The 23,327-nt window shown below is 63.0% G+C and carries 29 protein-coding genes and 2 pseudogenes; 14 read left to right on the top strand and 17 right to left on the bottom strand.

Going from position 1 to position 23,327, the window contains the following annotated elements:
- Positions 1 to 5 precede the first annotated feature (5 nt).
- Genes IVB01_RS20675 through IVB01_RS20665 form a run of 3 tightly spaced genes read right to left on the bottom strand, consistent with a single transcriptional unit; the run spans position 6 to position 3,155 of the window.
- The gene (locus tag IVB01_RS20675; RefSeq protein WP_247280556.1) at positions 6 to 932 is read right to left on the bottom strand and encodes an ABC transporter permease; all 927 of its coding nucleotides are present in this window, start codon (positions 930 to 932) and stop codon (positions 6 to 8) included.
- A 1-nt stretch (position 933) separates the two neighbouring features.
- Positions 934 to 2,046, bottom strand: a complete 1,113-nt coding sequence (locus tag IVB01_RS20670) for an ABC transporter permease (protein WP_247280557.1) — start codon at positions 2,044 to 2,046, stop codon at positions 934 to 936.
- Positions 2,043 to 3,155, bottom strand: coding sequence for a BMP family ABC transporter substrate-binding protein (locus IVB01_RS20665; protein ID WP_247280558.1), 1,113 nt, complete (start codon positions 3,153 to 3,155; stop codon positions 2,043 to 2,045). The genes IVB01_RS20670 and IVB01_RS20665 overlap by 4 nt, the downstream gene beginning before the upstream one ends.
- 404 nt (positions 3,156 to 3,559) lie before the next feature.
- Here IVB01_RS20665 and IVB01_RS20660 point away from each other — a divergent pair, with 404 nt between their 5' ends.
- Complete coding sequence (locus IVB01_RS20660) at positions 3,560 to 4,843, top strand: allantoate amidohydrolase (RefSeq protein WP_247280559.1); 1,284 nt, start codon at positions 3,560 to 3,562, stop codon at positions 4,841 to 4,843.
- 71 nt (positions 4,844 to 4,914) lie between these two features.
- Positions 4,915 to 6,284: pseudogene (locus IVB01_RS20655) on the top strand (hypothetical protein).
- A 124-nt stretch (positions 6,285 to 6,408) separates the two neighbouring features.
- On the opposite strand, the gene IVB01_RS20650 reads toward IVB01_RS20655, so the two are convergent.
- Positions 6,409 to 6,630, bottom strand: a complete 222-nt coding sequence (locus IVB01_RS20650; protein ID WP_247280561.1) for a hypothetical protein — start codon at positions 6,628 to 6,630, stop codon at positions 6,409 to 6,411.
- A gap of 348 nt (positions 6,631 to 6,978) precedes the next feature.
- On the opposite strand from IVB01_RS20650, the gene IVB01_RS20645 reads away from it, so the two are divergent.
- The gene (locus tag IVB01_RS20645) at positions 6,979 to 7,161 is read left to right on the top strand and encodes a hypothetical protein (protein ID WP_247280562.1); all 183 of its coding nucleotides are present in this window, start codon (positions 6,979 to 6,981) and stop codon (positions 7,159 to 7,161) included.
- A 25-nt stretch (positions 7,162 to 7,186) separates the two neighbouring features.
- Here IVB01_RS20645 and IVB01_RS20640 read toward each other — a convergent pair whose 3' ends face one another.
- The 3 genes from IVB01_RS20640 to IVB01_RS20630 all read right to left on the bottom strand — a co-directional run bounded on the left by IVB01_RS20640 (position 7,187) and on the right by IVB01_RS20630 (position 9,863).
- Positions 7,187 to 8,563: a VWA domain-containing protein gene (locus IVB01_RS20640; protein WP_247494828.1), complete on the bottom strand. Its 1,377-nt coding sequence runs from the start codon at positions 8,561 to 8,563 to the stop codon at positions 7,187 to 7,189.
- A 5-nt stretch (positions 8,564 to 8,568) separates the two neighbouring features.
- The gene (locus IVB01_RS20635) at positions 8,569 to 9,516 is read right to left on the bottom strand and encodes a MoxR family ATPase (RefSeq protein ID WP_247280564.1); all 948 of its coding nucleotides are present in this window, start codon (positions 9,514 to 9,516) and stop codon (positions 8,569 to 8,571) included.
- A gap of 146 nt (positions 9,517 to 9,662) precedes the next feature.
- Positions 9,663 to 9,863, bottom strand: a complete 201-nt coding sequence (locus tag IVB01_RS20630) for a hypothetical protein (protein ID WP_247280565.1) — start codon at positions 9,861 to 9,863, stop codon at positions 9,663 to 9,665.
- 225 nt (positions 9,864 to 10,088) lie between these two features.
- Between IVB01_RS20630 and IVB01_RS20625 the strand changes: the two genes are divergently transcribed.
- Positions 10,089 to 11,063 carry a quinone oxidoreductase gene (locus IVB01_RS20625; RefSeq protein ID WP_247280566.1) on the top strand — a complete coding sequence of 325 codons (975 nt, stop codon included), beginning with the start codon at positions 10,089 to 10,091 and terminating at the stop codon, positions 11,061 to 11,063.
- A gap of 40 nt (positions 11,064 to 11,103) precedes the next feature.
- Here IVB01_RS20625 and IVB01_RS20620 read toward each other — a convergent pair.
- Positions 11,104 to 11,376, bottom strand: a pseudogene (locus IVB01_RS20620) (hypothetical protein).
- 100 nt (positions 11,377 to 11,476) lie between these two features.
- Positions 11,477 to 12,085, bottom strand: coding sequence for a S24 family peptidase (locus IVB01_RS20615; RefSeq protein WP_247280567.1), 609 nt, complete (start codon positions 12,083 to 12,085; stop codon positions 11,477 to 11,479).
- Between the two features lie 165 nt (positions 12,086 to 12,250).
- Between IVB01_RS20615 and IVB01_RS20610 the strand changes: the two genes are divergently transcribed.
- The 4 genes from IVB01_RS20610 (at position 12,251) to IVB01_RS20595 (ending at position 14,564) form a co-directional block, all read left to right on the top strand.
- Positions 12,251 to 12,784, top strand: coding sequence for a GcrA family cell cycle regulator (locus IVB01_RS20610; protein ID WP_247494827.1), 534 nt, complete (start codon positions 12,251 to 12,253; stop codon positions 12,782 to 12,784).
- Between the two features lie 46 nt (positions 12,785 to 12,830).
- Complete coding sequence (locus IVB01_RS20605) at positions 12,831 to 13,406, top strand: hypothetical protein (protein ID WP_247494826.1); 576 nt, start codon at positions 12,831 to 12,833, stop codon at positions 13,404 to 13,406.
- 490 nt (positions 13,407 to 13,896) lie between these two features.
- A complete protein-coding gene (locus IVB01_RS20600) occupies positions 13,897 to 14,082 on the top strand; it encodes a hypothetical protein (RefSeq protein ID WP_247280633.1) in 186 nt (61 codons plus the stop codon).
- A 140-nt stretch (positions 14,083 to 14,222) separates the two neighbouring features.
- Positions 14,223 to 14,564 (top strand): phasin, encoded by a 342-nt coding sequence (locus tag IVB01_RS20595; RefSeq protein WP_247280570.1) that lies wholly within the window; start codon positions 14,223 to 14,225, stop codon positions 14,562 to 14,564.
- A gap of 461 nt (positions 14,565 to 15,025) precedes the next feature.
- Here IVB01_RS20595 and IVB01_RS20590 read toward each other — a convergent pair whose 3' ends face one another.
- The gene (locus IVB01_RS20590) at positions 15,026 to 15,286 is read right to left on the bottom strand and encodes a hypothetical protein (RefSeq protein ID WP_247280571.1); all 261 of its coding nucleotides are present in this window, start codon (positions 15,284 to 15,286) and stop codon (positions 15,026 to 15,028) included.
- A gap of 260 nt (positions 15,287 to 15,546) precedes the next feature.
- Between IVB01_RS20590 and rocF the strand changes: the two genes are divergently transcribed.
- Together rocF and IVB01_RS20580 are read left to right on the top strand one after the other, a co-directional pair.
- Positions 15,547 to 16,524 (top strand): arginase, encoded by a 978-nt coding sequence (rocF, locus tag IVB01_RS20585; RefSeq protein WP_247280572.1) that lies wholly within the window; start codon positions 15,547 to 15,549, stop codon positions 16,522 to 16,524.
- A 118-nt stretch (positions 16,525 to 16,642) separates the two neighbouring features.
- Positions 16,643 to 16,927 carry a hypothetical protein gene (locus IVB01_RS20580; protein WP_247280573.1) on the top strand — a complete coding sequence of 95 codons (285 nt, stop codon included), beginning with the start codon at positions 16,643 to 16,645 and terminating at the stop codon, positions 16,925 to 16,927.
- A gap of 69 nt (positions 16,928 to 16,996) precedes the next feature.
- Here IVB01_RS20580 and IVB01_RS20575 read toward each other — a convergent pair whose 3' ends face one another.
- From IVB01_RS20575 to IVB01_RS20560, 4 genes are all read right to left on the bottom strand, one after another.
- Entirely contained in the window at positions 16,997 to 18,283 is a 1,287-nt protein-coding gene (locus tag IVB01_RS20575) for a divalent metal cation transporter (RefSeq protein WP_247280574.1), read from the bottom strand.
- A 200-nt stretch (positions 18,284 to 18,483) separates the two neighbouring features.
- Positions 18,484 to 18,669 carry a hypothetical protein gene (locus IVB01_RS20570; RefSeq protein WP_247280575.1) on the bottom strand — a complete coding sequence of 62 codons (186 nt, stop codon included), beginning with the start codon at positions 18,667 to 18,669 and terminating at the stop codon, positions 18,484 to 18,486.
- Between the two features lie 236 nt (positions 18,670 to 18,905).
- On the bottom strand, positions 18,906 to 19,532 hold the full coding sequence (locus tag IVB01_RS20565) for a hypothetical protein (RefSeq protein ID WP_247280576.1): 627 nt from the start codon (positions 19,530 to 19,532) through the stop codon (positions 18,906 to 18,908).
- A gap of 12 nt (positions 19,533 to 19,544) precedes the next feature.
- Positions 19,545 to 19,859 carry a hypothetical protein gene (locus IVB01_RS20560; protein ID WP_247280577.1) on the bottom strand — a complete coding sequence of 105 codons (315 nt, stop codon included), beginning with the start codon at positions 19,857 to 19,859 and terminating at the stop codon, positions 19,545 to 19,547.
- A gap of 273 nt (positions 19,860 to 20,132) precedes the next feature.
- On the opposite strand from IVB01_RS20560, the gene IVB01_RS20555 reads away from it, so the two are divergent.
- Together IVB01_RS20555 and IVB01_RS20550 are read left to right on the top strand one after the other, a co-directional pair.
- Complete coding sequence (locus tag IVB01_RS20555) at positions 20,133 to 20,540, top strand: hypothetical protein (protein WP_247280578.1); 408 nt, start codon at positions 20,133 to 20,135, stop codon at positions 20,538 to 20,540.
- 270 nt (positions 20,541 to 20,810) lie between these two features.
- The gene (locus IVB01_RS20550) at positions 20,811 to 21,224 is read left to right on the top strand and encodes a hypothetical protein (RefSeq protein ID WP_247280579.1); all 414 of its coding nucleotides are present in this window, start codon (positions 20,811 to 20,813) and stop codon (positions 21,222 to 21,224) included.
- A gap of 175 nt (positions 21,225 to 21,399) precedes the next feature.
- Here the strand turns inward: IVB01_RS20550 and IVB01_RS20545 are convergent, their stop codons facing one another.
- A complete protein-coding gene (locus IVB01_RS20545; protein WP_247280580.1) occupies positions 21,400 to 21,726 on the bottom strand; it encodes a nuclear transport factor 2 family protein in 327 nt (108 codons plus the stop codon).
- A gap of 420 nt (positions 21,727 to 22,146) precedes the next feature.
- Between IVB01_RS20545 and IVB01_RS20540 the strand changes: the two genes are divergently transcribed.
- Complete coding sequence (locus tag IVB01_RS20540) at positions 22,147 to 22,413, top strand: hypothetical protein (protein WP_247280581.1); 267 nt, start codon at positions 22,147 to 22,149, stop codon at positions 22,411 to 22,413.
- Between the two features lie 102 nt (positions 22,414 to 22,515).
- Positions 22,516 to 22,785 carry a hypothetical protein gene (locus tag IVB01_RS20535; protein ID WP_247280582.1) on the top strand — a complete coding sequence of 90 codons (270 nt, stop codon included), beginning with the start codon at positions 22,516 to 22,518 and terminating at the stop codon, positions 22,783 to 22,785.
- Here IVB01_RS20535 and IVB01_RS20530 read toward each other — a convergent pair.
- Entirely contained in the window at positions 22,779 to 22,985 is a 207-nt protein-coding gene (locus IVB01_RS20530) for a hypothetical protein (RefSeq protein WP_247280583.1), read from the bottom strand. The genes IVB01_RS20535 and IVB01_RS20530 overlap by 7 nt on opposite strands.
- Positions 22,982 to 23,182, bottom strand: a complete 201-nt coding sequence (locus tag IVB01_RS20525; protein ID WP_247280584.1) for a hypothetical protein — start codon at positions 23,180 to 23,182, stop codon at positions 22,982 to 22,984. Before IVB01_RS20525 ends, IVB01_RS20530 begins: the two co-directional genes overlap by 4 nt.
- Between the last annotated feature and the right edge of the window lie 145 nt (positions 23,183 to 23,327).

Here is a 23,327-nt window from a genome sequence, read left to right as displayed (position 1 = left end):
GCTCTCTAGCGGGTGATCGACAATTCGGCCGGGGCGCCGGTCAGTGTGCGTTTGGGCGAGCAGGTGACGATCATGATCGCCAGCGTCAGGATGTAGGGCGCGGCATTGAAGAGGTGATAGCCGGAGGTGACGCCGACAGATTGCAGCGCCGGCCCCAGCGCCGCGGCGCCGCCGAAGGCGAGCGAGGCCCATAGGCACAGCAGGGGATCCCAGCGTGCGAAGATCACGAGCGCGACCGCTGTGATGCCCTGGCCCGAGGAGAGACCCTCGTTCCAGCTGCCGGGATAGAACAGCGAGAGGAACGAGCCGCCGATGCCGGCGAGGAAGCCGCCGACCATGGTGGCGCGCAGGCGGATCAGCTGCACGGAGTGGCCCATCGCGCGGGCGGCGTCCGAACTCTCGCCGGCGGTGCGGATGAGCAAGCCCCAGCGCGTGGTGCGGAAGGCCCAGTACAGGATCGGCGCAAGCGCGAGGCCGATCAGGAAAAGGACGTTGACCCGCAGCGCAGCGCGGACCTGCGGGACGTCGCTCCACCAGCCGAAATCGATCGCGGGCAGCCGCGGCGCGGTGGGCTCGATGAGCGGCTTTCCAAGGTAGAAGGCAAGCCCGGTGCCGAACAGCATCAGCGCAATGCCGACCGCAACGTCGTTGACGCGCGGCAGCGAGCAGATGCCGGCGTGCAGCGCGCCCAAAAGCGCGCCGGTGATGCCGGCGGCAAGCACGCCAAGCCACGGTGAGCCCGTGACATAGGAGATGCCATAGGCGCTCATCGCGCCCATCACCAGCGTGCCTTCAAGGCCGAGATTGATGCGGCCGGAGCGCTCGGTGATGCATTCCCCTAAGCTCACGAACAGGAACGGCGTGGAGACGCGAATGGCGCCGCCGAGCACGGCAAGCGGGACGGTCCAGAGTCCGATCGATCCGTCTGCCATCTCAGGATTTTCCCTTCAGCAACCCGATGCGGCCGTAGAGCGCATCGCTGGCTAGCACGAAGACGAAGATGATGCCCTGGAGCACCAGCACGGACGCATCGGGCAGTCCCAGGCGCCGTTGCAGCAGGCCGCCGCTGGCGCTGATGCCGCCGAGCAGGATGGCGACGGGGATGATGGCGAGCGGATTTTGCCGCGCGAGGAAGGCGACGAGAATGCCGGTGAAGCCGTAGCCGGCCGCGAGGTTGGCATTGGTGCGTCCCTGCACGGCGGCCACCTCGACCATGCCGGCAAGGCCAGCGGCGCCGCCGGCAAGGAAGCAAACGGTCAGTATCAGCTTGTCGACGCCGAGGCCGACGATCTTCGCGGCGCGGATGTTGCCGCCAGCAATCCGCGCGGCGAAGCCGAACACCGTGTGATAGACCAGGATGTAGGCGGCGATCGCGGCGATGAGGCCGAACACCAGGCCCCAATGTACATCCGTGCCGGGAATGGTTCCGATCATGTTGGCGGCGCCGATCTCGCGCGTCGAGGGCTTGTTGAGGCTCGCGGGATCGCGCATCGCGCCTTCGACGAGATGGTTGAGGATTGCGAGCGCGATGTAGACGAGCAGCAGGCTCGATATGGTCTCGTTGACGCCGCGATACTGTCGCAAGCCGCCCGACAACATGATCCACGAGCCTCCGCCGATTACGCCGGCGACGACCATGGCGATCTGGACGACAAGCGGCGGCAGGCCCTGGAGCGCCAATGCGACGCTGGTTGCCGACAATGCGCCGATCAGGAGCGCGCCTTCGCCGCCGATGATGACCATGCCGAGCTGCGCGGGCAGCGCCGTGCAGAGTGCTGTTAGGATCAAGGGAGCAGCGCGCGTGAGCGTGTTCTGCCAGGAGAACCAGGTGCCGAACGCGCCGTAATACATGTAGAAATAAAGGTCGAGCGGATTCTTGCCGAACATCGCGACGAAGATGCCGAAGACCACGAGCGCGCCGACGAGCGCCGCGCCCGGGATCAGGACATATTCGATCGTGCCGCCGTGTCGTCGGAGAAAGCCGGGATCGGCGGCCGGGGCTATTGTCCCGACCGCCTCGGCAGAATCCGCAGCTTCCGTTGTCACGAAGTTGCTCCGATCACACCCTCGACGAGATAGTCCATCTTCTCGAGCTCGGGATCCTTCTGACCGCGATCGGTGCCGGCCGCTATCACGGTCTTGCCCCTGTTGTCGACCAGCCCTCCTTTGAAGATGGCGTAGCCTTCAGCCGACAGGAATTTGGCTTTTACGTCGTCGGCGTGCTTACGGGCCTCTGCGGAAACCGCTTCGCCATAGGGCGATGTCTTGACGATCTCTTCCTTGAGGCCGCCGCGGTAGAAGTTCGGGATGCTCTCGCCGGCGGCAATCATCTTCACGAACTTCGGATAGAGCGCTTCCCAATTCCACTCCGCGCCGGTGAGATACGCCTTCGGCGCGAGCGGCGACTGGTTGGTGTGATAGCCGCTGACGAAGGCGCCGCGTCGTGCCGCGTTCTCGACCATGGTCTTGGGACCGTCGACATGGCAGGTGAGCACGTCAACGCCCTGGTCGATCAGGCTGTTGGTGGCTTCGGCTTCCTTGACCGGCATGGACCAGTCACCGGTGAAGATGACCTGCGTGGTCGCCTTCGGATTGGCGAGCCTGGCCCCGAGCGTGAAAGCATTGATATTGCGCAGCACCTGCGGGATGGGCTTGGCCGCAACGAAGCCGAGCTTGCCGCTCTTCGAGGTGTAGCCGGCGACGATCCCGCAGATGTATTGAGCTTCGTCGATATAGCCGAAATAGCTGCCGGCGTTCTTCGGATCCTTGTCGCTCCACAGGCCGCCGCAATGCTCGAAGCGGAGCTTCGGGTACTTGTTAGCCATCTTGATCATGTGCGGATTGTAGTAGCCGAACGAGGTCGGGAAGAGCAGGCTGGCGCCGTCGAGATTGATCATGGACTCGATCGTCTTCTCGACCGCGTCGGTCTCCGGCACCTTCTCTTCCTCGACGACCTTGAGGCCGGGAATCTTCTTCAGCGCCGCTGCCCCCTGCGCGTGCGCCTGGTTGTAGCCGTAGTCGTCACGCGAGCCGACATAGATGAAGCCGATGGTCGTCTCCGCTGCGAAGGCCGGGCGGAGGCCAGCCGCGGCGCCGAGGGTCAGGGCCGTACCGCCTTGCAACAAATGCCGTCGTGAAATCCTGCCAAAATCCATTGCTTGCTCCCCTTGGCGGATGCCCCGCCTCGATCTCGCGGCTGCCGCCGGTCTGGCGGAGCTCGGGACAAGTGTCGCAAGCTTCGTGCCACAGGCTGCGGAGCGTTCAATTAGCGATAAGGTCTTGAAAATATGGAATTCTCTATGCTGCCCGAATCCTGATCAGGAAATCGACAGATTAATTTATGGGCAGTAACTCCCAATTGTATGCAATGGAGTTAAGCAGCTTTAACCTGTCCGAGCGTGTGCATGCCGGGAGACCGTCGGCGAGCTGCTCGCGTTCATGCTAACGATACCCGGATCGGGACATCGCCAGTGCGCGATTTTCGCTCGCATTCAACTTGTATCGATTGTGATCAGGACCGCCGCTGCTGCGGTCCCCGAAAGATGGAAAGCCCGCCGAGATGGTTGCTGGGAACGCCGTTCAGACGACATCGCTCGGCGAAGAAATCGTGCGTCGCATCAACCTGCTCGGTGCGATCTCGGAAGAGGCCGGCAAGCTCACCCGCATCTATCTGAGCAAGGAGTTGCGCGAAGCCGCGGACCTCATCCTGGGCTGGATGCGCGAGGCCGGCATGAGCGCGCATCTCGATGCGATCGGCAATGTCTGTGGCCGCTACGAAGGCGAGGGGCCGGGTGCGCCCTGCCTGATGCTCGGCTCGCACTACGACACCGTGCGCGATGCCGGCAAATGGGACGGGCCGCTCGGCGTGATCACCGCGATCGCCTGTGTCGCAGATCTCAACCGCCGCGGCAGGCGCTTGCCGTTCGCGATCGAGGTCGTCGGCTTTGCCGATGAAGAGGGGGTACGTTTCGCCTCGACCCTGCTGGGCAGCCGTGCGTTGGCCGGCACATTCGACAAGAGCGTCCTGAACACGCGCGACCGTGACGGCGTGTCGATGCGCGATGCGCTCATCACGTTCGGCCTTGACCCCGATCATATCGGCGCGGCTGCACGGACGCGGCGCGAGCTAATTGCCTACCTTGAATTGCACATCGAGCAGGGTCCGGTGCTGGAAACACAGAACCTGCCTGTCGGCGTCGTCACCGCGATTGCCGGCGCGACGCGACTTGCCGCGCGGCTGACCGGCATGGCCGGGCACGCCGGCACGGTGCCGATGGCGCTTCGGCGTGATGCGCTCGCCGGCGCGGCCGAATGCATTGGCGCGATCGAGCAGTTTTGCCGGACCGATGAGGGCGGGCTGGTCGGGACCGTCGGATACATCCAGGCAAAGCCCGGCGCGACCAACGTCATCCCGGGCGAGGTGTCTTTCACCATCGACATGCGCGCGCCAATCGACATGCATCGCAAGCGTGCAGTCGCCGAAATCGTCCCCCAGATCGAGGCGATCGCGGAGCGCCGGCAATTGGTGCTTCAGCTCGACGTCACGCACGAGAACGGCACGGCACCCTGTGCGCCCTGGCTCAAGGAGCAGATCGCTCAGGCGATCGGAGTGGAAGGCTTTTCAGTATTCGAGCTGCCGAGCGGAGCAGGCCACGACGGCATGGCGATGATCGACATTGCCGATGTCGGCATGATCTTCGTGCGCTGCCGCGGCGGCATCAGCCATCACCCGGACGAGCATGTCGAGCTGGCGGATGCCGAAGCTGGCGCCCGCGTGCTGCTGCGGGTGATCGAGAATTTCAGGCCCTGGGAAGGTAAGTCGAGCCCGCAAGTCACCGGATAGAGATACGAATCAGACAGCTCTAGAAAGTGGCGGCGTATTGCCGGGACCACGAGACACAATCGACGACACCTATGAACAGCGGCACCTCTTTTCCATCACGTCGTGAGAACCGGTTTTATCAGGGCCCGACAGCGACCTTCGTTGCCAACGCGCTTCAGGCGGTGAATTTTCTCGGCGATCGATTTCTGAGGCAGTCACCTCATCCACTCTCGGCTATCGCGGAGCTTTACCGGCACTCGATGGACAGCGCCTTCTCGGCGACCGAGACTTTCCTCGTCACGGGGGCGCCGCACGCCTGCGCGTACTATCCGCGCGACTTCGCCTGGTTCTATCCCGACATTCTCGATCCTGAAACCATCATGGATTCGCATGACGCGGTGCGACGGGCCAATCGGCTCGAAAAGAGCGTGCATCTGTTGCTGGAGGCGGTTCGCGCCGACGTCGTCACCACGACCATCGTGCCGGCGGGACGCGGCCGGCATCTCGGCGTGAACTATTTCTCGCGTCCTTCGGATACGCTGCTCGGTATCCTGGCCGGTCTCCGGCAGATGATTTCCGCGGAGGACAGGGCGTCGTCCTATGTGGCGATGTCGCAATGCGCGCATGCCGGCCGTCTGCTGCTAGCCGAATACGGAGCCGACCTGAAGCGGGCTATCCTGCAGCTCGCAAGCGAGCTCGAGTCATTCGACGATGGCGGCACCAGATATTTGTTGTGCGATGCCCGCGCCCCGCGCTCTGCAGCCACCGACACCCGCGCCGAGCGCCGGCGGTTCGTCACAAATGCCTGCGTGTACACGACCTTCCTGTGGGGTGTTCAGCTTGGAGTCGTCGACGAGAACGAGCTAAAGCGGCTGCTGGGACGTCACCTCGGGCAGTATAAGAAGGACCTGCTCCGGCTGTTCGGCAAGGACGGCTATATCAGACATTCGCTGGACGGCCCGGCGGCTCCGCCGGCGTCCTCGGTTGCGCTGGATTTCGTCAGCGTGCATCGCGGCTTCTGGGACCTGAACGAGGACTGCGAGCGCGCGCTGTTCGCGGCGACGGCGGATCTAATCATTGCGGAGCCGCGCTTCCGCGTCCCTAACACGTTCCACTTCCTGGTGTCGGCGGATAATCCGCACACCAAGATGATTCACAAGATCGCGGCTCCCGCCTACCAGGGACGCTCATCCTGGCCGACATTCAACGTCGAGTTTGCGGATCGCATGCTGGACTACGACGAATTCTCGGGGGGCGACACCTACCGAGCCTGCGCCCAGGGAATATTGAAGGACATTCGGACCGCAACCGAGGTCCATGGCGGCTATCAGGAATTGCTGTCCGAGCAAGGCCTCAAATATCGCACCTGGCCTACAAGGGTGCTGTGGCGCACTCCTGGTTCCCACGTTTCCTGTCGGTCTGGAGGAGGGCGTATGGAACGCCGCTCCTCCAATGGGAATGACCGATCCGCAACGTCGGTTAAGCAGTCGGCGGGGCCACCCTCGAGCACTCTTGCTGCCAAGGTCATCTGATCCGATTTCGGCGAGAATTGATGTTCGGGTGAGGGCGGCCAACCGTCGTTCGCACTACGCTGCGAGATCCAGCAGCCGGCATGATCCGCGGACCAGCACCTTGCGTCCGGTGGGCGTCATCTCAGGCACGCCGCCATTCACGACAACAAGGCCGAGCTTGATGAGGCTTTCGACCAGATAGGCCTTCGAGAGGCGACCGTTCGATGCCGGATTGCGAAGCGTGCGTAGCGCTTCCCATTGATCCGGCGAAAGATCGAAGTCGACGTCGTTGCTCATGCTGCCTCAAGCGATAGGGACGTTTGCGCGCCTCTGTTAGCGGCGCTGCATGAACACCATGCGACGACAATGAGTCGGGAATTCGGTGAGTTGTTTAGAACGTCTCTTCACAAATGGTCGCACTTCATTGCGTCTTAGGAGTTAAGATCGTTTGAGCGCAAATATTGTCCGAGAGCTCGATCACATATTGATGATTAGGCTTGTGTTGCGGCGCGAACTGCCGCGCTGCACGGGAACAGTTACTGTCCCATTCTGCGTCGCAATATGCACAGAAATGATGAGACGGAGCGTTCGGGACCCTGTTAGGTTAATTCGCGGGGAATGGCTTCACAGGCAGGAGTGGAGTGCGTGAACAGGCTGGTGGAAATTCGCAGTCAGGAATCTCTGTGCCGCGAGCGTGCCGCGCTCGATTTTGAGCGGCGGGTTTTCTGGCTCGTGCAAGCCCGGGAATGGGAGCAGCGCGCCCTCGACGAAATTGCCTATCACTTCCGGGAGTGCAATATCGCCCGGGCCGAGTTGACCGCCGCCTGACCTCAGAGAGGGGTGTGATCGGCCTTCATTGATAAGTGGCCACGATATCGGACACCGCGCGCTCGAGCTGCTGCGCGGTGGCGCATTGGCGCACGACACTGCAAAAGGTCGCATAGCGCGGCATCTCGGAATCGCCAAAGCCCCAGGCGAGCCGGCCTTCGGGATTGAGCCAGACCAGCCGCTTTGAGCGTTCGGAGATACGGCGCAGGATGTCGGCGCGCGGGTCGAGGTTATTGCTGCGGGCGTCGCCGAGCACGATCACCGTGGTCTGCGGCGTCAGCGTGCTCATGAAGTCCTTCTCGAAATCGACCAGCGAGGAGCCGTAGTCGGACGAGCCGAAACCGACCTTGGACATGATCTCGGCCATGGCTTCTTCCGGGGAGTTGTTCTCCAGGATCTCGCTGACCTCGATCAGATGCGAGGAGAAGGCAAAGGAGCGGACGTCGTCGACCACCTCATGCAGCGAGTGGATCAACAGCAGGAAGAAGTCGGAGACCTGGGCGACCGAGCCGGAGACGTCGCAGAGCGCCACGATCTTGGGCCGGTCGCGATGTTTGCGTTTCCAGGCGGTGAGGAACGGCACCCCGCCCCAGGCCGCGTTGCGGCGGAGCGTACGGCGAACGTCGAGATGGCCGCGGCGCTGGCGCTTGCGCGGCTTCGAGGAGCGCTCGCGCAGCCGGCGCGCGATCTGGCGAATGAGGGCGCGCATCTCGGCGACCTGGCGCCGCTCGATGCGCGCGAGCGGCGCGTTGCGCAGGATCTCGTTGCGGAGGCTTTCGGCCTCCTCGCGGGCGTAGAGCGCAAGCCCCTGCGAAACCGTGTCGCGCACCGCTTCGCGCAAGGCATCGAGCGCAGCGCGCAGACGCTCGGCCAGTGACGGGTTGGTCGAGGTCAGTTGGTCCAGATCGTCCCGCAGGCGCTGGAGGCCCATGGCATCGAGGATGCGGCTGGAGAAGATGCCGCGCTGGGTGGAATAGCGGATATCGGACAGCGAGGCGGCACCGGAGGCACTGGCGATCGCCGCCGCGATCGCATTGCGATCCTGCGACAGCAGCATCTGCGCAAGAGCGCCCAGTTCCTGGGGACGCTGACCTTCACCGGCTTCGCTGGCCGCGTCCGATGAGGGCGACTGATCTAGGTCCTGCGAAGCGTCATCGCTGCTGGCTTCAGGCTGATCCTGCCGCGGTTCCGGCTGACTGAAGAAGAGATCAAAACAATCGCCGAGTGCGAGCTTCTCGTCCTGCGACTTGGCGAGCGTCAGCAGCAGGGCGTCGCGCAAGATGGCGCGGTCCGAGAAACCGACCTGCTTGACCGCGCGCATCGCATCGATGCTTTCGGCGGGCGAGACATGAACGCCGGCGCCGCGCGCCGCCCGAAAAAAACGATGGAGGTTCTCGCGCATCGGTCTCAACCGAAGACGTTGGACCGCGCCGCTTTGGCAATGAAGGTCGTAACTTGCGGCGCCGCGGCTTCAATATCGGATTCGTATTTCAGGAGCACGTTGAGCGTGTCCTTGACGATCTCGGTATCGAGTTCGGTGGCCTGAAGCAGCACCAGCACGCGCGCCCAATCGATGGTCTCGCTGACCGAGGGCAGCTTCTTCAGATCGAGTGAGCGGGTCTCGTGGATGAAACCGACCATCTGCCGGCGCAGCGTCTGCGAGATGCCGGGCACGCGGCTCTCGACGATGCGCTCTTCCAGTCTCTGCTCGGGAAAGCCGATGTGCAGATGCAGGCAGCGTCGCTTCAAGGCATCGCCGAGGTCGCGCTCGCTGTTGGAGGTGAGGATCACGGTCGGCGGCGTGATCGCCGAGACGGTGCCGAGCTCGGGGATGGTGACCTGGAAGTCGGACAGGATCTCCAGCAGCAGCGATTCGAACTCCGCATCTGACTTGTCGATCTCGTCGATCAGGAGCACGCAGCCGCCCGGCTGCTCCAGCGCCTGGAGCAGCGGTCGCGGCTCGACGAATTCCTTCGAGAAGAACACGTCGCCGAAATCGTGGAGCTGGTCGAGCGCCGCATGCAGTGTCTGCGCGCCCCCCAGGACTTCGCCGAGCTTGTCCTTCAGGATCTGGGTATAGAGAAGCTGCTTGGCGTATTTCCATTCGTAGAGCGCCTTGGCCTCGTCCAGGCCCTCATAGCATTGCAGGCGGATCATCTTCATGCCGCGCCAAGCGGCAATCGCCTTGGCAAGCTCGGTCTTGCCGACGCCGGCGGGGCCCTCGACCAGGATCGGCTTCTCGATGTGTTGCGACAGATAGACGGCGGTCGCGATCTGCCGGCTCGCGATATAGCCTTGCGCGGCGAGGCCGCTCTCCACTGCCTCGATCGAGGTCGAGGCCTTCTGATCAGCCACGAAAGGGCGCTCCCAAAGGTCTTGCTTGAGGCTTGTTCTGCCTGCGTTCCGGGCAAAGAACAAGCCTCGTTTGGGAGCGACCAGACCCGCGGGAGCGGCGTTTTTTCCGCTTAGCGCAAATAGTTGAACCGTGCGCCGGCGCGCGATCAGTGCCGCAGCAGCTCCGGTTTGCGGATGGTCTGTCTGACCTCGGCGCCGCAATCGGCGCATTCATAGACAAGGTCGATCTTGGCAAGGCTCCAATGCGGTTCGACCTCGCGGACATACATCGGCAGGAACCCCATGCAGGTGGGGCAAGTCACTGGCGCGATCTCGACATCCTGATGATGCTGAACATAAGCTGGCATCTCGGCTCTCCTTCGCAGGCGACCACCAAACCCCGCGTGAAGGCTACTGCCACTCGCCCCCGCGCCCGTCATCAACTCTTCCGAACAGAGACGGAACGGCGGACATTTGTCGGCCGCTGTGACATTCTTGTTACGCGTCGGTACTGTAACGGCCGGACCAAATGCCTACTTCCCAGTGCGATCAGGTTCTCTAAACTTCACTGTAACGATAAGGGAGTAACGCCCATGACGCATGCCATTCGCTTTCACAAGACCGGCGGCCCCGAAGTCCTGGTCTGGGAGGAGGTCAGCGTCGGCAAGCCCGGACCGGGCGAGGCACGCATCCGCCACACCGCCGTTGGTCTCAATTTCGTCGACATCTACAACCGCTCGGGCCTGTATCCGGCGCAGCTGCCGAGCGGGCTCGGCAGCGAGGCGGCCGGCGTCATCGAGGAAGTCGGCCCAGGCGTCACCGATCTGAAGCCAGGCGATCGTGTTGCCTACGGCGCCTCGCCGCTCGGCGCCTATTCCGAGGCCCGGCTGATCCCCGCCGACCGCTTGTTGAAGCTGCCTGACGGTGTCGAGGACAAGACTGCGGCGGCGATGATGCTCAAGGGGCTGACGACGCAGTATCTGATCCGGCAGACCTATCGGGTGAAGTCCGGCGACACCATCCTGCTCCACGCCGCAGCCGGCGGCGTCGGTCTGATCCTGAGCCAGTGGGCCAAGCACCTCGGCGCAACCGTGATTGGCACCGTCAGCAACGACGAGAAGGCGAAGCTCGCCAAGGCGCATGGCTGCGACCATGTCATCGTCTACACGCGGGAGGATTTCGTGAAGCGCGTCGACGAAATCACCGGCGGCAAGAAGGTGCCTGTCGTCTATGATTCCGTCGGCAAGGACACGTTCCTGAAATCGCTGGACTGCCTCGCGCCGCTCGGCGTTGCCGCGCTGTTCGGTCAGTCCTCCGGCGCCGTCGATCCGCTCAATCTCGGCCTGCTGGCCCAGAAGGGCTCGCTCTACGTCACGCGGCCGACGCTGTTCACTTATGCCGCCAAGCGTGAAAGTTTGGTCGCGATGGCAGGCGAGCTGTTCGAGGTCGTCAAGTCCGGTGCAGTCAAGATTGAGGTGCACCAAACCTATCCGCTTAAGGACGCCGCCAGGGCGCATGCCGATCTCGCCGCGCGCAAGACCACGGGATCGACCGTGCTTACCGTGTGACGTTCATTCGAGACGGCGCGATGCAGGCTGCCGGCTTCCGTCACGTCCGCTCGTGCTTGCGCAGATCGCGGGCGTGATCGAGGCGGCATGCCTGGAGGTCGATATCTTCGCGGGATCTGGGGCAGGGCGGCCTCGGACAGGATGGCCTCGGTCACGTCCTCGACCGAATTGTCGGCGATTCGTGGATGAACGAGACGTTCCGGTATTCGCCCGAAAGGATGCGGGAGATGATCTCACGCCTCGTGATTTCGGGGTCGACGACCGCCTCGCGGCCGCGCCGCCCATAGTCGATCATCACGACGAAATATTGCACAGAAGAACCTGCCGCACCCGGAGTCGAGAGTGCGGCAGAGTTATTTCCGGAAATCAGAAATAAACGTCAAGAGCGACTTCCAAAAAATGGAAATCGGCGGCTACCTGCCCTTCTTGCGGGGGCGGGCCGACTTGGCGCGCAGCCGCTCGAGCTGTCCCTTGGGCATGGACAGGCAGATCTCTCCGACCCATTCGAGCTTCACGCCGACGATCGGCTTGGCGTTGAAGCTGGTGAGGTTGACCACGGAGGGGCTTTTGCCACGCTCGATGGTCTTCAAATAGCGCTCGCCGGTCTTGAGCCGGACCACGGCCTCCTCGCCATAGAAGCTCGACAGCGGATGACGCTGGTCCTTGTAGACCACGATCACGTCGCCGCTCTCGTACTTGGGCAGCATCGAATCGCCCACGATCTCGAAGGCGACCGTCTCTTCCATGATCGGGAAGGGCAGCGTGATGTCACCGAGTCCCTCCGGCGGAACTTGTTCATAATCGGGCTCGATCACGGCGCCGGCGCCGACGCGGCCCATGATCGGCGCGAGGTTGAGTTCGAGATATTCCATGATCGGAATGATCTCCGAAGCCTTCACTAGGCGCTCGCCGCCGAGAATCTCCGAGACCGCGCCGGGTCGCACGCCCATGGCCGCCGCCAGGCCACCCTTGCTCTTGCCGGTCTTTTCCAGGCCCCGCTCGATCATTGCAACGTCCAACATGGTGATTCCCTCGATTGCGCATGGTCTTGCCTCTTATAATGCGAAATTCGGAATTGATGCAATTATGAATATCAGAATTGTCGCTTGACTTTCGATTCGGAATACCGGAATGTATCTTCCGCCTCGCGATCGTGCGGTCGGAGGGGCGCATCACAGGACAGCAGCATGGAACCGGGCCATTGGCCGTCGGAGCACTCCGACGCGCTTCGCGACTATTTTCTGAAGGGGATGTCTTATGCGGCCATCGGCCGAGAGATTAATGCAAGGTTTGGAACGGCTTACACACGTAGCGCGGTGGTCGGCCGCGCCAAGCGGCTCGGTCTCGTCATGCCGGCTTGGATAACGAGTCCATCGGTCGTGCCGTCGCTGCCCGGGGAGGCTTGCCCGCCGTCGCCGCGCCGGTCGGCGTTGCCGAACCTGAATGTGCCGCCGAAATCCGCCATGAAGCCTGCTGCGCGCGCCAAATTGCGCTGCGTCGGCATCCAGCCGCGGTTGGTCCCACTGGTCGACCTTGCCGACGACGACTGCCGCTATCCCTATGGCGGCGACAAGGACGGGGAGGAAATCACTTTCTGTGGCCATCCGCGCCAGCCGGGTTCCAGCTATTGCACGCCGCATGCGCGTCTGACGCGCCGTTCTGCAGCTGAGTCCGCCCGTGCCACCCGTCCTGTCGTGCTCAGGCTGATCTGCGCTGCCTGAACCGGCGGCCAGCCGTTCATCGTCGATTTTGCAAAGGAGTATCCGAGTGGCACGTGCCCGACGCAACAAATCTTACAAATTGGCTGGAATCTACGATCGGCGCTCCCGCGACGTGCCGTTCAATGCTGAAGTGGCAGAAGTCGAGGTCGACAATCCGCTGGCGGTCGACCCCGGCGAGAAGATCGTGGCCATCCGGTCGGTTCGGAGCGATCCGCTCGGCCGGCTGCACGCGCATCATCAGATCGACGAGGCACAATACCGCGGCGGGCGCGCCTTCCAGAGCGATTGGGAGAGGGCAGAGCGGGGGCCCCAGGCCATGGACCCGACCCGGGAATATGTCGATGGCGCTCGCACGCGCGAGCCAATTACCGAGAGCCAGCGCCAGGCGGTGCTGCGGCTGAATCAGGTCGAGCGCGAACTCGGCACCGACGGCGCAGCGCTGGTGCACGACGTGCTCGTGGTGGGCTTGACCATGGATCAGATCGGGCAGCGCCGCGCCGTTCGTACGCAGCGCTGGAACGACTATTTTGCGCGGCGTTTCCGTGAATGCCTGGACCGGCTGGCGCAGATCTACGGCTTCGTCACGACAACGGGGGCACCACGAGCAGGGCAGCGCAAATGACGATCGCATGCCCGCGGCTTCGCCCGCGGGCGATGCGATCGGCTGCTCATAGATGCGGTACGGGCCACTGGCTTTCCTATCGCCAACGATACAACCGGTGAGACGCGACTCAACAATTGCGTGTATATGCTGCCGAAGCGCCAGTTCGTGTCAGCCCATCTCTGTTCAAGTCGAAATGCAGGGCCGATTGACAGCGATCTCGGCTGTGTGCGTGAGCGATGCCGCTTCTTGACGCAGGTAGGTGACGGCGGTCGATATTCGTGTTATCCGGAATTGCCGTGGCGCGATCCGGGCGCATTGCTACAGCGGCTCTTGGGCTTGCCGGATGAGTTGTTCCTTGGCATAATTGCAACCTGTTCGGTTGGGCCACGCTAGACCGCCGGCCCTGCGGCCGAGAGCTGATCCCCATAGAATCGGGTTGTGGCGTTCGGTCCCTCGCGTGCGACTTCGACGCAAGAACGTGAAGGCCGATGCTTGTCATAGGTGCGAGATGAAGAACCTTAATTTCGCGGCTGAACTGCACCTCAAGCTCGGCGCGCCCGCGGGCGGCACCGTCGAAAGCCTGCGCCTGCTCCGTGCGTTCCTGAAGCTCGAGCCTCGGCAGCGTTTCGAGGTAATCAAGCTCGTCGAAGACCTCGCCACCGAAGAAGCTCTTCCCGAACATCCCCTGTCCTGAGGAAGACCGCACCGGCCTTACGCCTTCTCCTTCGTTTCCTGCCAGATTCGGCCCACCAGGCAGCTCTCGTCAGGGGCCGCCCCGCTGGAAGGCGATCCGGCAAGTGTGGTATTCAGTCAGGAAAAGGGAGGAGTGCGACCATGATCGAACCGAAGCTTGAAGTTCCGGCCGAACTGCGCGACCTGGCTGAGAAGACGATTGACCAGGCGGAAAAGGCATTCGGCATGTTTTTCGAAGCCGCGACCAAATCGATGACGACCGTTCCGGGCGCGGGGACGGAGGTGTCGAAGCAGGCGCTCGCTTTCACCGAACAGAACATGAAGTCGGCGTTCGAGCATGCGCGCAAGCTCGTTCACGCCACAGACCTTCAGGAAGCGATGCGAATTCAGTCCGACTTCCTGCGCAGTCAGTTCACCAACGCAGGTGACCACATGCGCCAGATGACCGGCAGCTTCATGCAACCGGGCAAGGACAAGTCCTGATTCTGTTGGTGCGGCGCTGCATGCCCACAAATTGATTTTGCGCGGCGGCGAGATGCTCATTCTAATGCCGGTGCAGGTGGTCCACCGAATGGATTCGTTCGATCTGCTTGCCGGCATAACGCTGCCGGCGCACACCTCGACGGTAGCGCATGTGGCAGGCACGGTTTGGCTCGGCGACGAAAGGGGCCGTGAGTAGCGATCACGTAATCCGTCGACACCCTCTGCGCGAAAACGCTTGGCCCATTTGGCCAACGTCCTTGCTGAAACATTTGAACCGGAGCGCGGCTGCGGCCTTGGTCGGGCCCGCCTCAATCACGCTCCGCACCATGGCCTCTCGACCGTTCGGCGTCAGAGGCGCATTCTTGTGGGTGTCCATTCTGTCCTCCGGGGATTGGCTAAAGCTTCGACAACTTCAGCTTCCTCGTTCAGGACCGGATGGACAACCTCCTGAAAGCTCAAATCTAGCGCCGACGCGCAATCGCGACGCCGAACAGAAAAGCAACGAACAGGCTGGCGAGCGGCGCTTCGCGCGTGATCGCCGCAACCGTCGAGAGCGGCCGGCCCGGCTTTCGCGCTTCCTCGATCGCAGAGGTAAGACGATCGACCGCTGCATGCAGGCCTCCCGCGACTTCACCGATCGTGCGGGATACATCCGTCGCTGCATCGATGGCGCGTTCGGCCATGCCGGGCTGGGGATTGGACTGCGGTATCTCCGTGCTCAAGCGCAACCTCCAGGCCCGATGATGGAGGCCGGCACCTTTGGCTATCCGCGCGAGCGCTCGTTTTGAACAGCGGGTCTGACGACCTTTGGCTATCCGCGACAGGCGCCGTGGTTTTACGGCGGGTGCCGGCCTTAGAATGGGCAATTCAGCGTGCGGGATTTTGTTCCGGGACAATACGCCCGCGGCGGACCTCCCCGGGAAACGACGGGTGCGAATCTCTGTTAGGCTGGCGGTAGCCATGCTGATATCAGGAGATTGCCGTGACCGATCGGACCGTGGCGGATCGAACCCGGCGCATCGCCTTGCTCGGCGCTCCCATCGACATGGGAGCTTCGCAGCGCGGCACCTTGATGGGCCCTGCTGCGCTGCGCACCGCAGGCCTTGCGACACTGCTCGATAGCCTCGATTTTGAGGTCGTCGACTACGGCGATCTTTCCGTGGCCGAGGTGCGTGACCTCGCCGACAGGCCGCCCGCGAAAGCCAATCATTACCGCGAAATCCAGCGCTGGACGCGCGTGCTGAGTCGCAGAGGCTATGAGATCGCGAAAAGCGGCGCAGTGCCGATCTTCCTCGGCGGCGATCACACGCTGTCGATGGGCTCGGTCAATGCGATGGCGCGTCATTGGAAGGAGCGCGGCCGCGACCTGTTCGTGCTCTGGCTCGATGCCCATGCCGACTACAACACGCCGGAAACGACGATCACGGCCAATATGCACGGTATGTCGGCCGCGTTCCTGTGCGGGGAGCCCGGCCTCGATGGATTGTTGGGTGACGATCCGCGCGCTTCGATCACCCCTGACAGGCTAGACCTGTTCGGCGCGCGTTCGATCGACAAGCTCGAGAAGGAGTTGATGCGCGCGCGCCGGATCAGGGTTGTCGACATGCGGCAGATCGACGAATTCGGTGTCGCTGTCTTGATCCGGCGCGTCATCGAGCGGGTCAAGGCAAGCAATGGCGTGTTGCATGTCAGCTTCGATGTCGATTTTCTCGACCCTTGCGTGGCGCCAGGCGTCGGCACCACCGTGCCCGGTGGCGCCACCTATCGCGAGGCGCATCTCATCATGGAGCTGCTGCACGATTCCGGCGTGGTCGGATCGGTCGACATCGTCGAACTCAACCCCTTCTTGGACGAGCGTGGCCGGACGGCACGTACAGCGGTCGAGCTGATCGGCAGTCTGTTCGGTCAGCAGATCACGGACCGGCCTACGCCGAGCAATGCCATCGCGCCGGGCGAGTGAATCGGTAAACCATGAAGAGGGGTGTTCCCGCGCTGGCCGGGAACTTACCGGCGCCAGAGCGGGAACCCCGGGGGCGCAATAGAATTAACCTGCGACAGGATAATTGCGGACCCTTCTGATGACGGCTGATCGTTTCGCGAATTCCATCTCTGCGGCGCTGCGTCATCCCGGCGTGATCGCGCTGATCGTGGCGGGCGTGACCATTGCAGCGATGCTGATCGTCGACCACGGACCTTGGAACCGAGCCAAGACCCAGCCGGCCCACGTCGCGATGTATGCGACTACCGGGGAAGCTGCGCGCGCCGCGGGCGCTGCCGTGCTTCCGACCGAACCGAAGTCGCCGGTCGAGCCGGCACGGCCAGGGCCGAAGACGTCGCCGACCGTCAATCCCGTCATACCGTAGCCTTATCGACGTTATCTCCGGCGCGGGTGGGCGGCGGGGAGCGCTCTTCCGGCTCGCCTTCGTTTCTCATCAGCCGATCACGGACGAGCCGAGCAGAGCGAGGACGGCGAGTGCCATCAGTGCAGTGCCGAGCCAGCCCAGCGCGATCAGCCATGAGCGGGCCCTGAAGTGGCCCATGATCGCGCGGCTCGAGACGATCAGCATCATCATCGTCATAATGGGGACGGCGACGATACCGTTGAGCACCGCGCTCCACACCAGCATGTGTATCGAGTCGATCCCCGTGAAGCCGAGGCCGAAGCCGATGATGGTTGCGGCCGCAATGATCGTATAGAAGCCGACCGCTTTTTCGGGCTTCGCCTCCAGCGTGGCGTGCCAGCCGAAGATCTCGGCGACGCCGTAAGCCGCCGAGCCCGCCAGCACCGGGATGGCCAACAGACCCGTGCCGATGATGCCGAGCGCGAACAGCGCGAACGTGAAGTCGCCGGCGAGCGGCCGCAGCGCTTCGGCGGCCTCCGTCGCCGAATTGATCTTGGTCACGCCGTTCGCATTCAGCACCGATGCGGTGGTCAGGATGATGAAGAAGGCGATCCCGTTGGACAGCAACATGCCGGAGATGGTATCGGCCCTGATGCGTGCGAGCTCCGGATTGCCGCCGCTCGGAACATCGCGCAGCGGCTTGTCGCGCTTGCCCTGGTTCATCTCTTCGACCTCCTGCGAGGCCTGCCAGAAGAACAGGTAAGGGCTGATGGTGGTGCCGAGCACGGCGACGACCATCAGGAAATAGTCGGCGCTGACATTCGCCTTGGGCCACACTGCGGCGAGCAGCGCCGTGCTCCACGGAATCTGCACGGTGAAGGCGGTGGCGACATAGGCGAACAGCGCAAGAGTGAGGAATTTCAGCACCGGCGAATAGCGGCGATAGGGCAGGAAGATCTGGAGCAGGGTCGAGCCGGCGGCGAAGATCAGCGCATGTTCGTGCTGGAGCCCGCCGATCACGAGCCCAAGCGCCTCCGCCATCGCGGCAATGTCGGCCGCGATGTTGAACGTGTTCGCGACGACGAGCATGGACACGAGCGCGAGCACCGCCCAGCGAGGCGCGAGCCGCATGACGTTGGCGGCGAGCCCCTTGCCGGTGACCCGGCCGATCCGGGCGCTGACGAGTTGAATCGCGATCATGAACGGGGTGGTCAGAAAGACCGTCCAGAGCAGCGCGAAACCGAATTGCGCGCCGGCTTGCGAGTAGGTGGCGATGCCCGACGGATCGTCGTCGGCCGCGCCGGTGATCAGACCGGGCCCCAGCCTTTTCAAAAGCGACGGCGCGGACGTCTTGGAAGCGTGAGCGCTGTCGCGCATGAAGGAAGGCCCTTGCTATGAGAACTTCATAGCAAATGCTAATGGGGGAACAGAAGTTCCCCAGTGAGCTTCCGGCCGCACTTCGGATGGGGCGAATTTTGATTGATCGTCGGGCAAAACAGTGTTAGAAACGGACCATCGCAAGAGCCGTCGATCTAGATCCTCGCCGGCTGCAAGATCGTCTTTCGGCCGGCGCGATGCTACTTGACGCTAACGAACATGCCCCAGGCGGCAGCGAGCGCTGCGCCCGTGAAGAGGACCACCGGATTGTCGCAGAACGCGCCGCCATAGCGGCACACGTCTGCTCCGAACTGGCCGAGCTCATGACGGCCGGCGGAGTAGAACAGTCCCGACAGCCCCAGCAATGCAGCGGCGACGAAGTACATCGGTGGTCTCTCCAAAGCGGTCCCGTTTGCGTTCTTTCGCAACGAGAGCAAATCGACATGCCCAGCATGGCGTGAAAAGCTTTCATTTCGCCGAAACCGATTCGGCGCCTTTTAGATAAAGTTTGACACGTGGTTCCTGTTTTTCCCGACGCGGCTTCGGCAAGGCAGACCCGCTCCACCATCCAAAAAAAGGCCCCACCAGCGCGGGGCCTTTGTCTTGTCGGGTCGGCCGGGACCTATCGCCGCGCGCCCATGCCGTAAAGCTCGCGCTCGCGGCGGATGTCGTCGGGAGCGAGAGGCGGGCTTGCGGCATCGAAGTCGGTCCAGCCGGCTTTCTGCCAGGCAGAGCTGCGCTCCTGAAGGTTGACGGATCTGTCATTGAGAAGCGCATCGAGCCGTGCGCGATCCTGGTCAGGGACCCTCGCCGAGACGAGCGTGCCGCCGCGGCGGACGCCTTCAGCGTAGCGCGAGGCGTCTTCCTTGGAGATGCCTGCTTGGGTCAGTGCGCCGACGATGCCGCCCGTGGCCGCGCCCGCGGCTGCGCCGGCAGCCGTGGAGGCGAGCCATCCCGCAGCCACGACCGGTCCGAGACCGGGAATGGCGAGCAGGCCGAGACCGGCGAGAAGGCCTGCTGCGCCGCCGAGGCCGGCGCCGATGCCGGCACCCGTGCCGGCGCCTTCGGCGCGATCGTCGACGCCGTCGCGGTCACGATCGATCTTGCCGCGCGATGAGCCGTACCAATTGTCGGAATTGTTGGCGACGATGCTGATGTCGGAGTGCGGCACGCCGGCGCTCTGGAGCCGGGTGACGGCCTGCTCGGCATCGGAATAATTGTCGTAGAGACGAGAAATGGTGATCGTCATGCTGTTTCCTCCTTACTTCGCGGGATTGACGTTGCCTTGGAAGTCAACGCTGACATCGGTCTTGGTGCCGGCCTTGTCGGCCTTGCCTCGCCAGACGCCTTCGTTGTCCTTCTGCAGGCCGGAGACGTTGGAATATCCCGCGTTCTCGATCCGCGACTTCGCCTGTCCCTCGGTGAAGCTGTTGCGGCCGGCGACCGGCGCGTTCGAGTTGTTCTGGTCGGAGCTGTTGACGGCATTGTTGCCCGGTCCGCTTTGCGCGGGCTGGGCGCCCGCGGGCGCAGATGCGAGCAGCAACAAGGTTGCGGCCAGCAAAGTCAGACGTGACATGTTTTGTCTCCTGCAAGGGATTGTGCCGGCGACAACGAGTGAGATTCGAATTGGTTGCCTGCGATCGAAGGCAGGGAGTGCCGCAGCACGATCTTGCTGCGACCGAGCTTGGGAAGGCGCTGAAGTAGGAACTTCTGCCGCTTTGTCCCGTTGGCCGACCTTCGATCCAACCGCCACTTCAACACGCGACCGCTGTCCAACTGCGCCCCATGGCGGCGTGCACTTTTGGACATTCCCTTGAAGCCCTCTGTGCTCTGTTGAATCAAGGCCAGCATGGACCGAGACAGAGACAAGCGGATTCTTCAGGAACGGCTGGAGCGCTGCCGGAAGCTCTCGCGTGATTTTCCGAGCGGGCCCACGGCCGAGCATATCCGTGAGCTGGAGGCCGAGCTGCTGGACGACCTGCGTGCACTCGAACGGAGTGATGTAGGAACTTGGGTAGGGAGGCCTTGTTGCCCTTCTCGAACGCTTCGACTCTCCAAGGCCACCTATGCAATCCCGCTATCCGTTGTTGAAGAATGGACACTGGAGGAGCATGAGCGATTAAAGGCCATGGCTGAAGCGGGCCGGCAACCGGACGAGATTGCGAAAGAGCTCAATCGCAGTGAAGCGGCCGTCAGGATACGCGCCTGGCAGCACGGCATTGCGCTGCGCCTCGTCACATCGAAGCGCGGCAAGTGAGCGCAGCTAGACATCTACTCACAAATCATGCGTTGAGCTTGAGCGCTCCAGATGATGTCCGCTCATCCCTCGACAGCGGCACAAACGGCCGACATCGTTGAACGCCGCCGATGGGCCACACCGGACATAAGGCTTTGCCCGAAGCGGAGTTGGTGAATGGGGCGCGCCTCGCTGGGCCTTGCGGTTCTGCGGGCTCAGGTGTGAGATGATGCCAGGCACCCGGCCAGGCGGTCAGGTGCCGTGGCAGCTTTCATCAGGGAGGGCCTAACAATGGCACCAACGGCACCAGGTGGTATCAAAAAGAAGAAGGGTGGCGGAGAGATGACGGTCCCGGAATTTGCGATGCCGGCAAGTGCTGTTCCCGGCATTGCGCAAGTGATCGTCAATGCATGGCAAGGCGACCCAAGCCTCGACAAGATACTAGACCGTACCACTGCCGGACCGAACAAAGGAATGGCCACGGCAGATGCCGTCGCACAAGCCACAGCGGCAATCAATGCAGCGGCACCGGGATACGGTTTAATGCGGGCCGTAATAATCACGGAAGACGAGCACGATAGTGGATACACGATGGAAACTGACGAAGATGTGGTCTTCGTGCTTCCAAAAGCTTCACGCGTGAACGGAACAAATCTTCTTGAGACGGCCAAGTTGCTAATGGCCTGTACACCAAACGGGATTTAGAAACTCCGCAGCGTTGACGTGGGGCCGCGCTACATCGGCGCGGCCCCTCTATTTAGCGCTTGCAGAGCGCATCGGCGAGATCATCGGAATGGCGCGAGGGCTGACGGAGGCGAAGGATCGCATGGCGACGGCGATCACTTACTCAGGAGCCGACGGTGCTTTCATGAGTACGGCCTTAGTTCGAAGGACCGCAAACGTGCGAGGCGATCTGCCCATGCGCGTTGAAGCTCAGGCTTGCGCTGACGACGCCGCCGCTCGCGATATATGAAATGACCGTCGTATCTCCCGACGGCTTGAGGTCGTTCAGGCTTGTGGCGGGATAGTCCCGGAGACGATCGCGCCAATAGGCGCGTCGGCCATCCTTGCCGGAGCGCGTCTTCATGCCGCCGCAGCCGCAGTGAATCACCGCGTCATCGGCATACATTCCCAGGATGGTCTCGATATCGCCGGCGCGGTAGGCATCAAGCCAGTCGACCGCAGCGGCCATCGGGTCAAAGGACATCGTCCTACCTACGTGCCGTTTCGTCGGCCGGCGGTTTAGGACAGGGACAATGAATGCGACGTGAAAGTCGTGGCGGGTGGCCGTTCACCTATCTGTCGGAAGGGTGAACAGGAGCTTGCCGCATTAGTCGATGCCGGGTGCAGACGGCGCCCGGCGGCTTCGCGCATTGCGGTGTTCAATTGTGCACACAAGTCGCGTGGCCAGGCGGCGCCCCCGACGAAACGCGCCTGAAACAATGCTGAAACCCGATTGTCCTGAACTCCACAGCCGTCGCCTCCGACCAACCCTGCGAAAAGGAGACAATCATGATCCAGGTCGGTTCGAAGGAAGAAGTCGCGTTGCTGCTGGCGCTGTTCGGCACCCACACCCAGCCCATCAGGACGCCGAGGCCGAAATCCTCCCGCGGATGAGGCGCGTCCCATGCCCGGTTTGGCCGATTGCCAGAGCTTCCTGCGTCTCTTGATTGCGAGGGGAGATCCCCAGGCGATCCCACTGGCCGAAAATGCGATCGATCAGTATCTGGCCATCACGCCGGCCGCCGCCCGCGGACGCGGCCTGTGCGAGCTCCAGCGCGACGCACGCGACCAGCACGGGGCCGCGGTCGGGGTGCAGCGCTCGTTCGCGGAGACAGTGGACGCCTATATCGCACGTAAGCTGACGGAGGAGCGCGCGGAGATCGGGGGGTGACGGGCCTCGCGACCGGAACAATCCGGTGATGCCAAGGCAACTTTTTCGCCCCCCATAGAAACCTTTGCCGGCTTCGCGCCTATTAGGGCAAAGGATGCCGAAATGCCCCGATATTATTTCGACCTGCGCGACGAGAACGGCACCGCGCTTGACGAGGAGGGGCTGGAACTGTCCAGTCCTCGCGCCGTTCAGGCGGAGGCGGCCAAATCGCTGGGCGACATGGCACGCGACGCCATCCTCTCCGCGTCGCTAAGCGGCAGCAGGCAGACGATGGCGATCGAGGTTCGCGATGGCAACGGTCCCGTGATGCAGGTGACGTTCTCCTTCGCCATCGAGAGTTACGAGACGCGGCCGCGCGGGCGCGATCATTGACGCGTGAGCTGGTGCGCCGGCGATTGCTCGGGCTCCAGCACGGCGATCTTGCGGCCGAGCTGCCAGACCTCGACCTTGCCGTGGCGCGTGAACTGCCGCGCGAAGGTGAGGGCGGAGGCGTCGGAGGCCGCCTCGAACGCCTCGGCGGAGCGGAACACGCCGTTCTCGCCGACCAGATAGGCGCGATATTGATTTGTCATGTGGGCGCCCTCAGGCCGGGCGAATGCAGCCAGGCATCGATCTGCATGGCGGTCTCGTCCTGCCGCGCCCGGCGCAGCAGCATCTCGCGACGGCGCCCCGGGGTCAGCGTGCGCGCTTCCTCGCGCAGGCGTGCGGCATCGTCTGCGAGCCGTTCGGTGAGTGTCTTAGTCTGCTTGAAGCGACGACGCGTCTGCATGGCGCATCTCCCTTGTTCGAGATAGGACGGGAGCGCAATCCGGCGTTCTCATCACCGATCTCATGCCACGGGCCTTGCGGTGATGTATGAACCGTACGCCTGCGGCTACGCAGAGTCAGTATCTTTTGATATGTAGCGAAGAACT

The sequence above is a fragment of the Bradyrhizobium sp. 164 genome, assembly GCF_023073715.1.
Classification (GTDB): domain Bacteria; phylum Pseudomonadota; class Alphaproteobacteria; order Rhizobiales; family Xanthobacteraceae; genus Bradyrhizobium.
The sequence above is the reverse complement of the archived record's forward strand: the minus strand, read 5'-3'. Positions and strand labels throughout refer to the sequence as shown.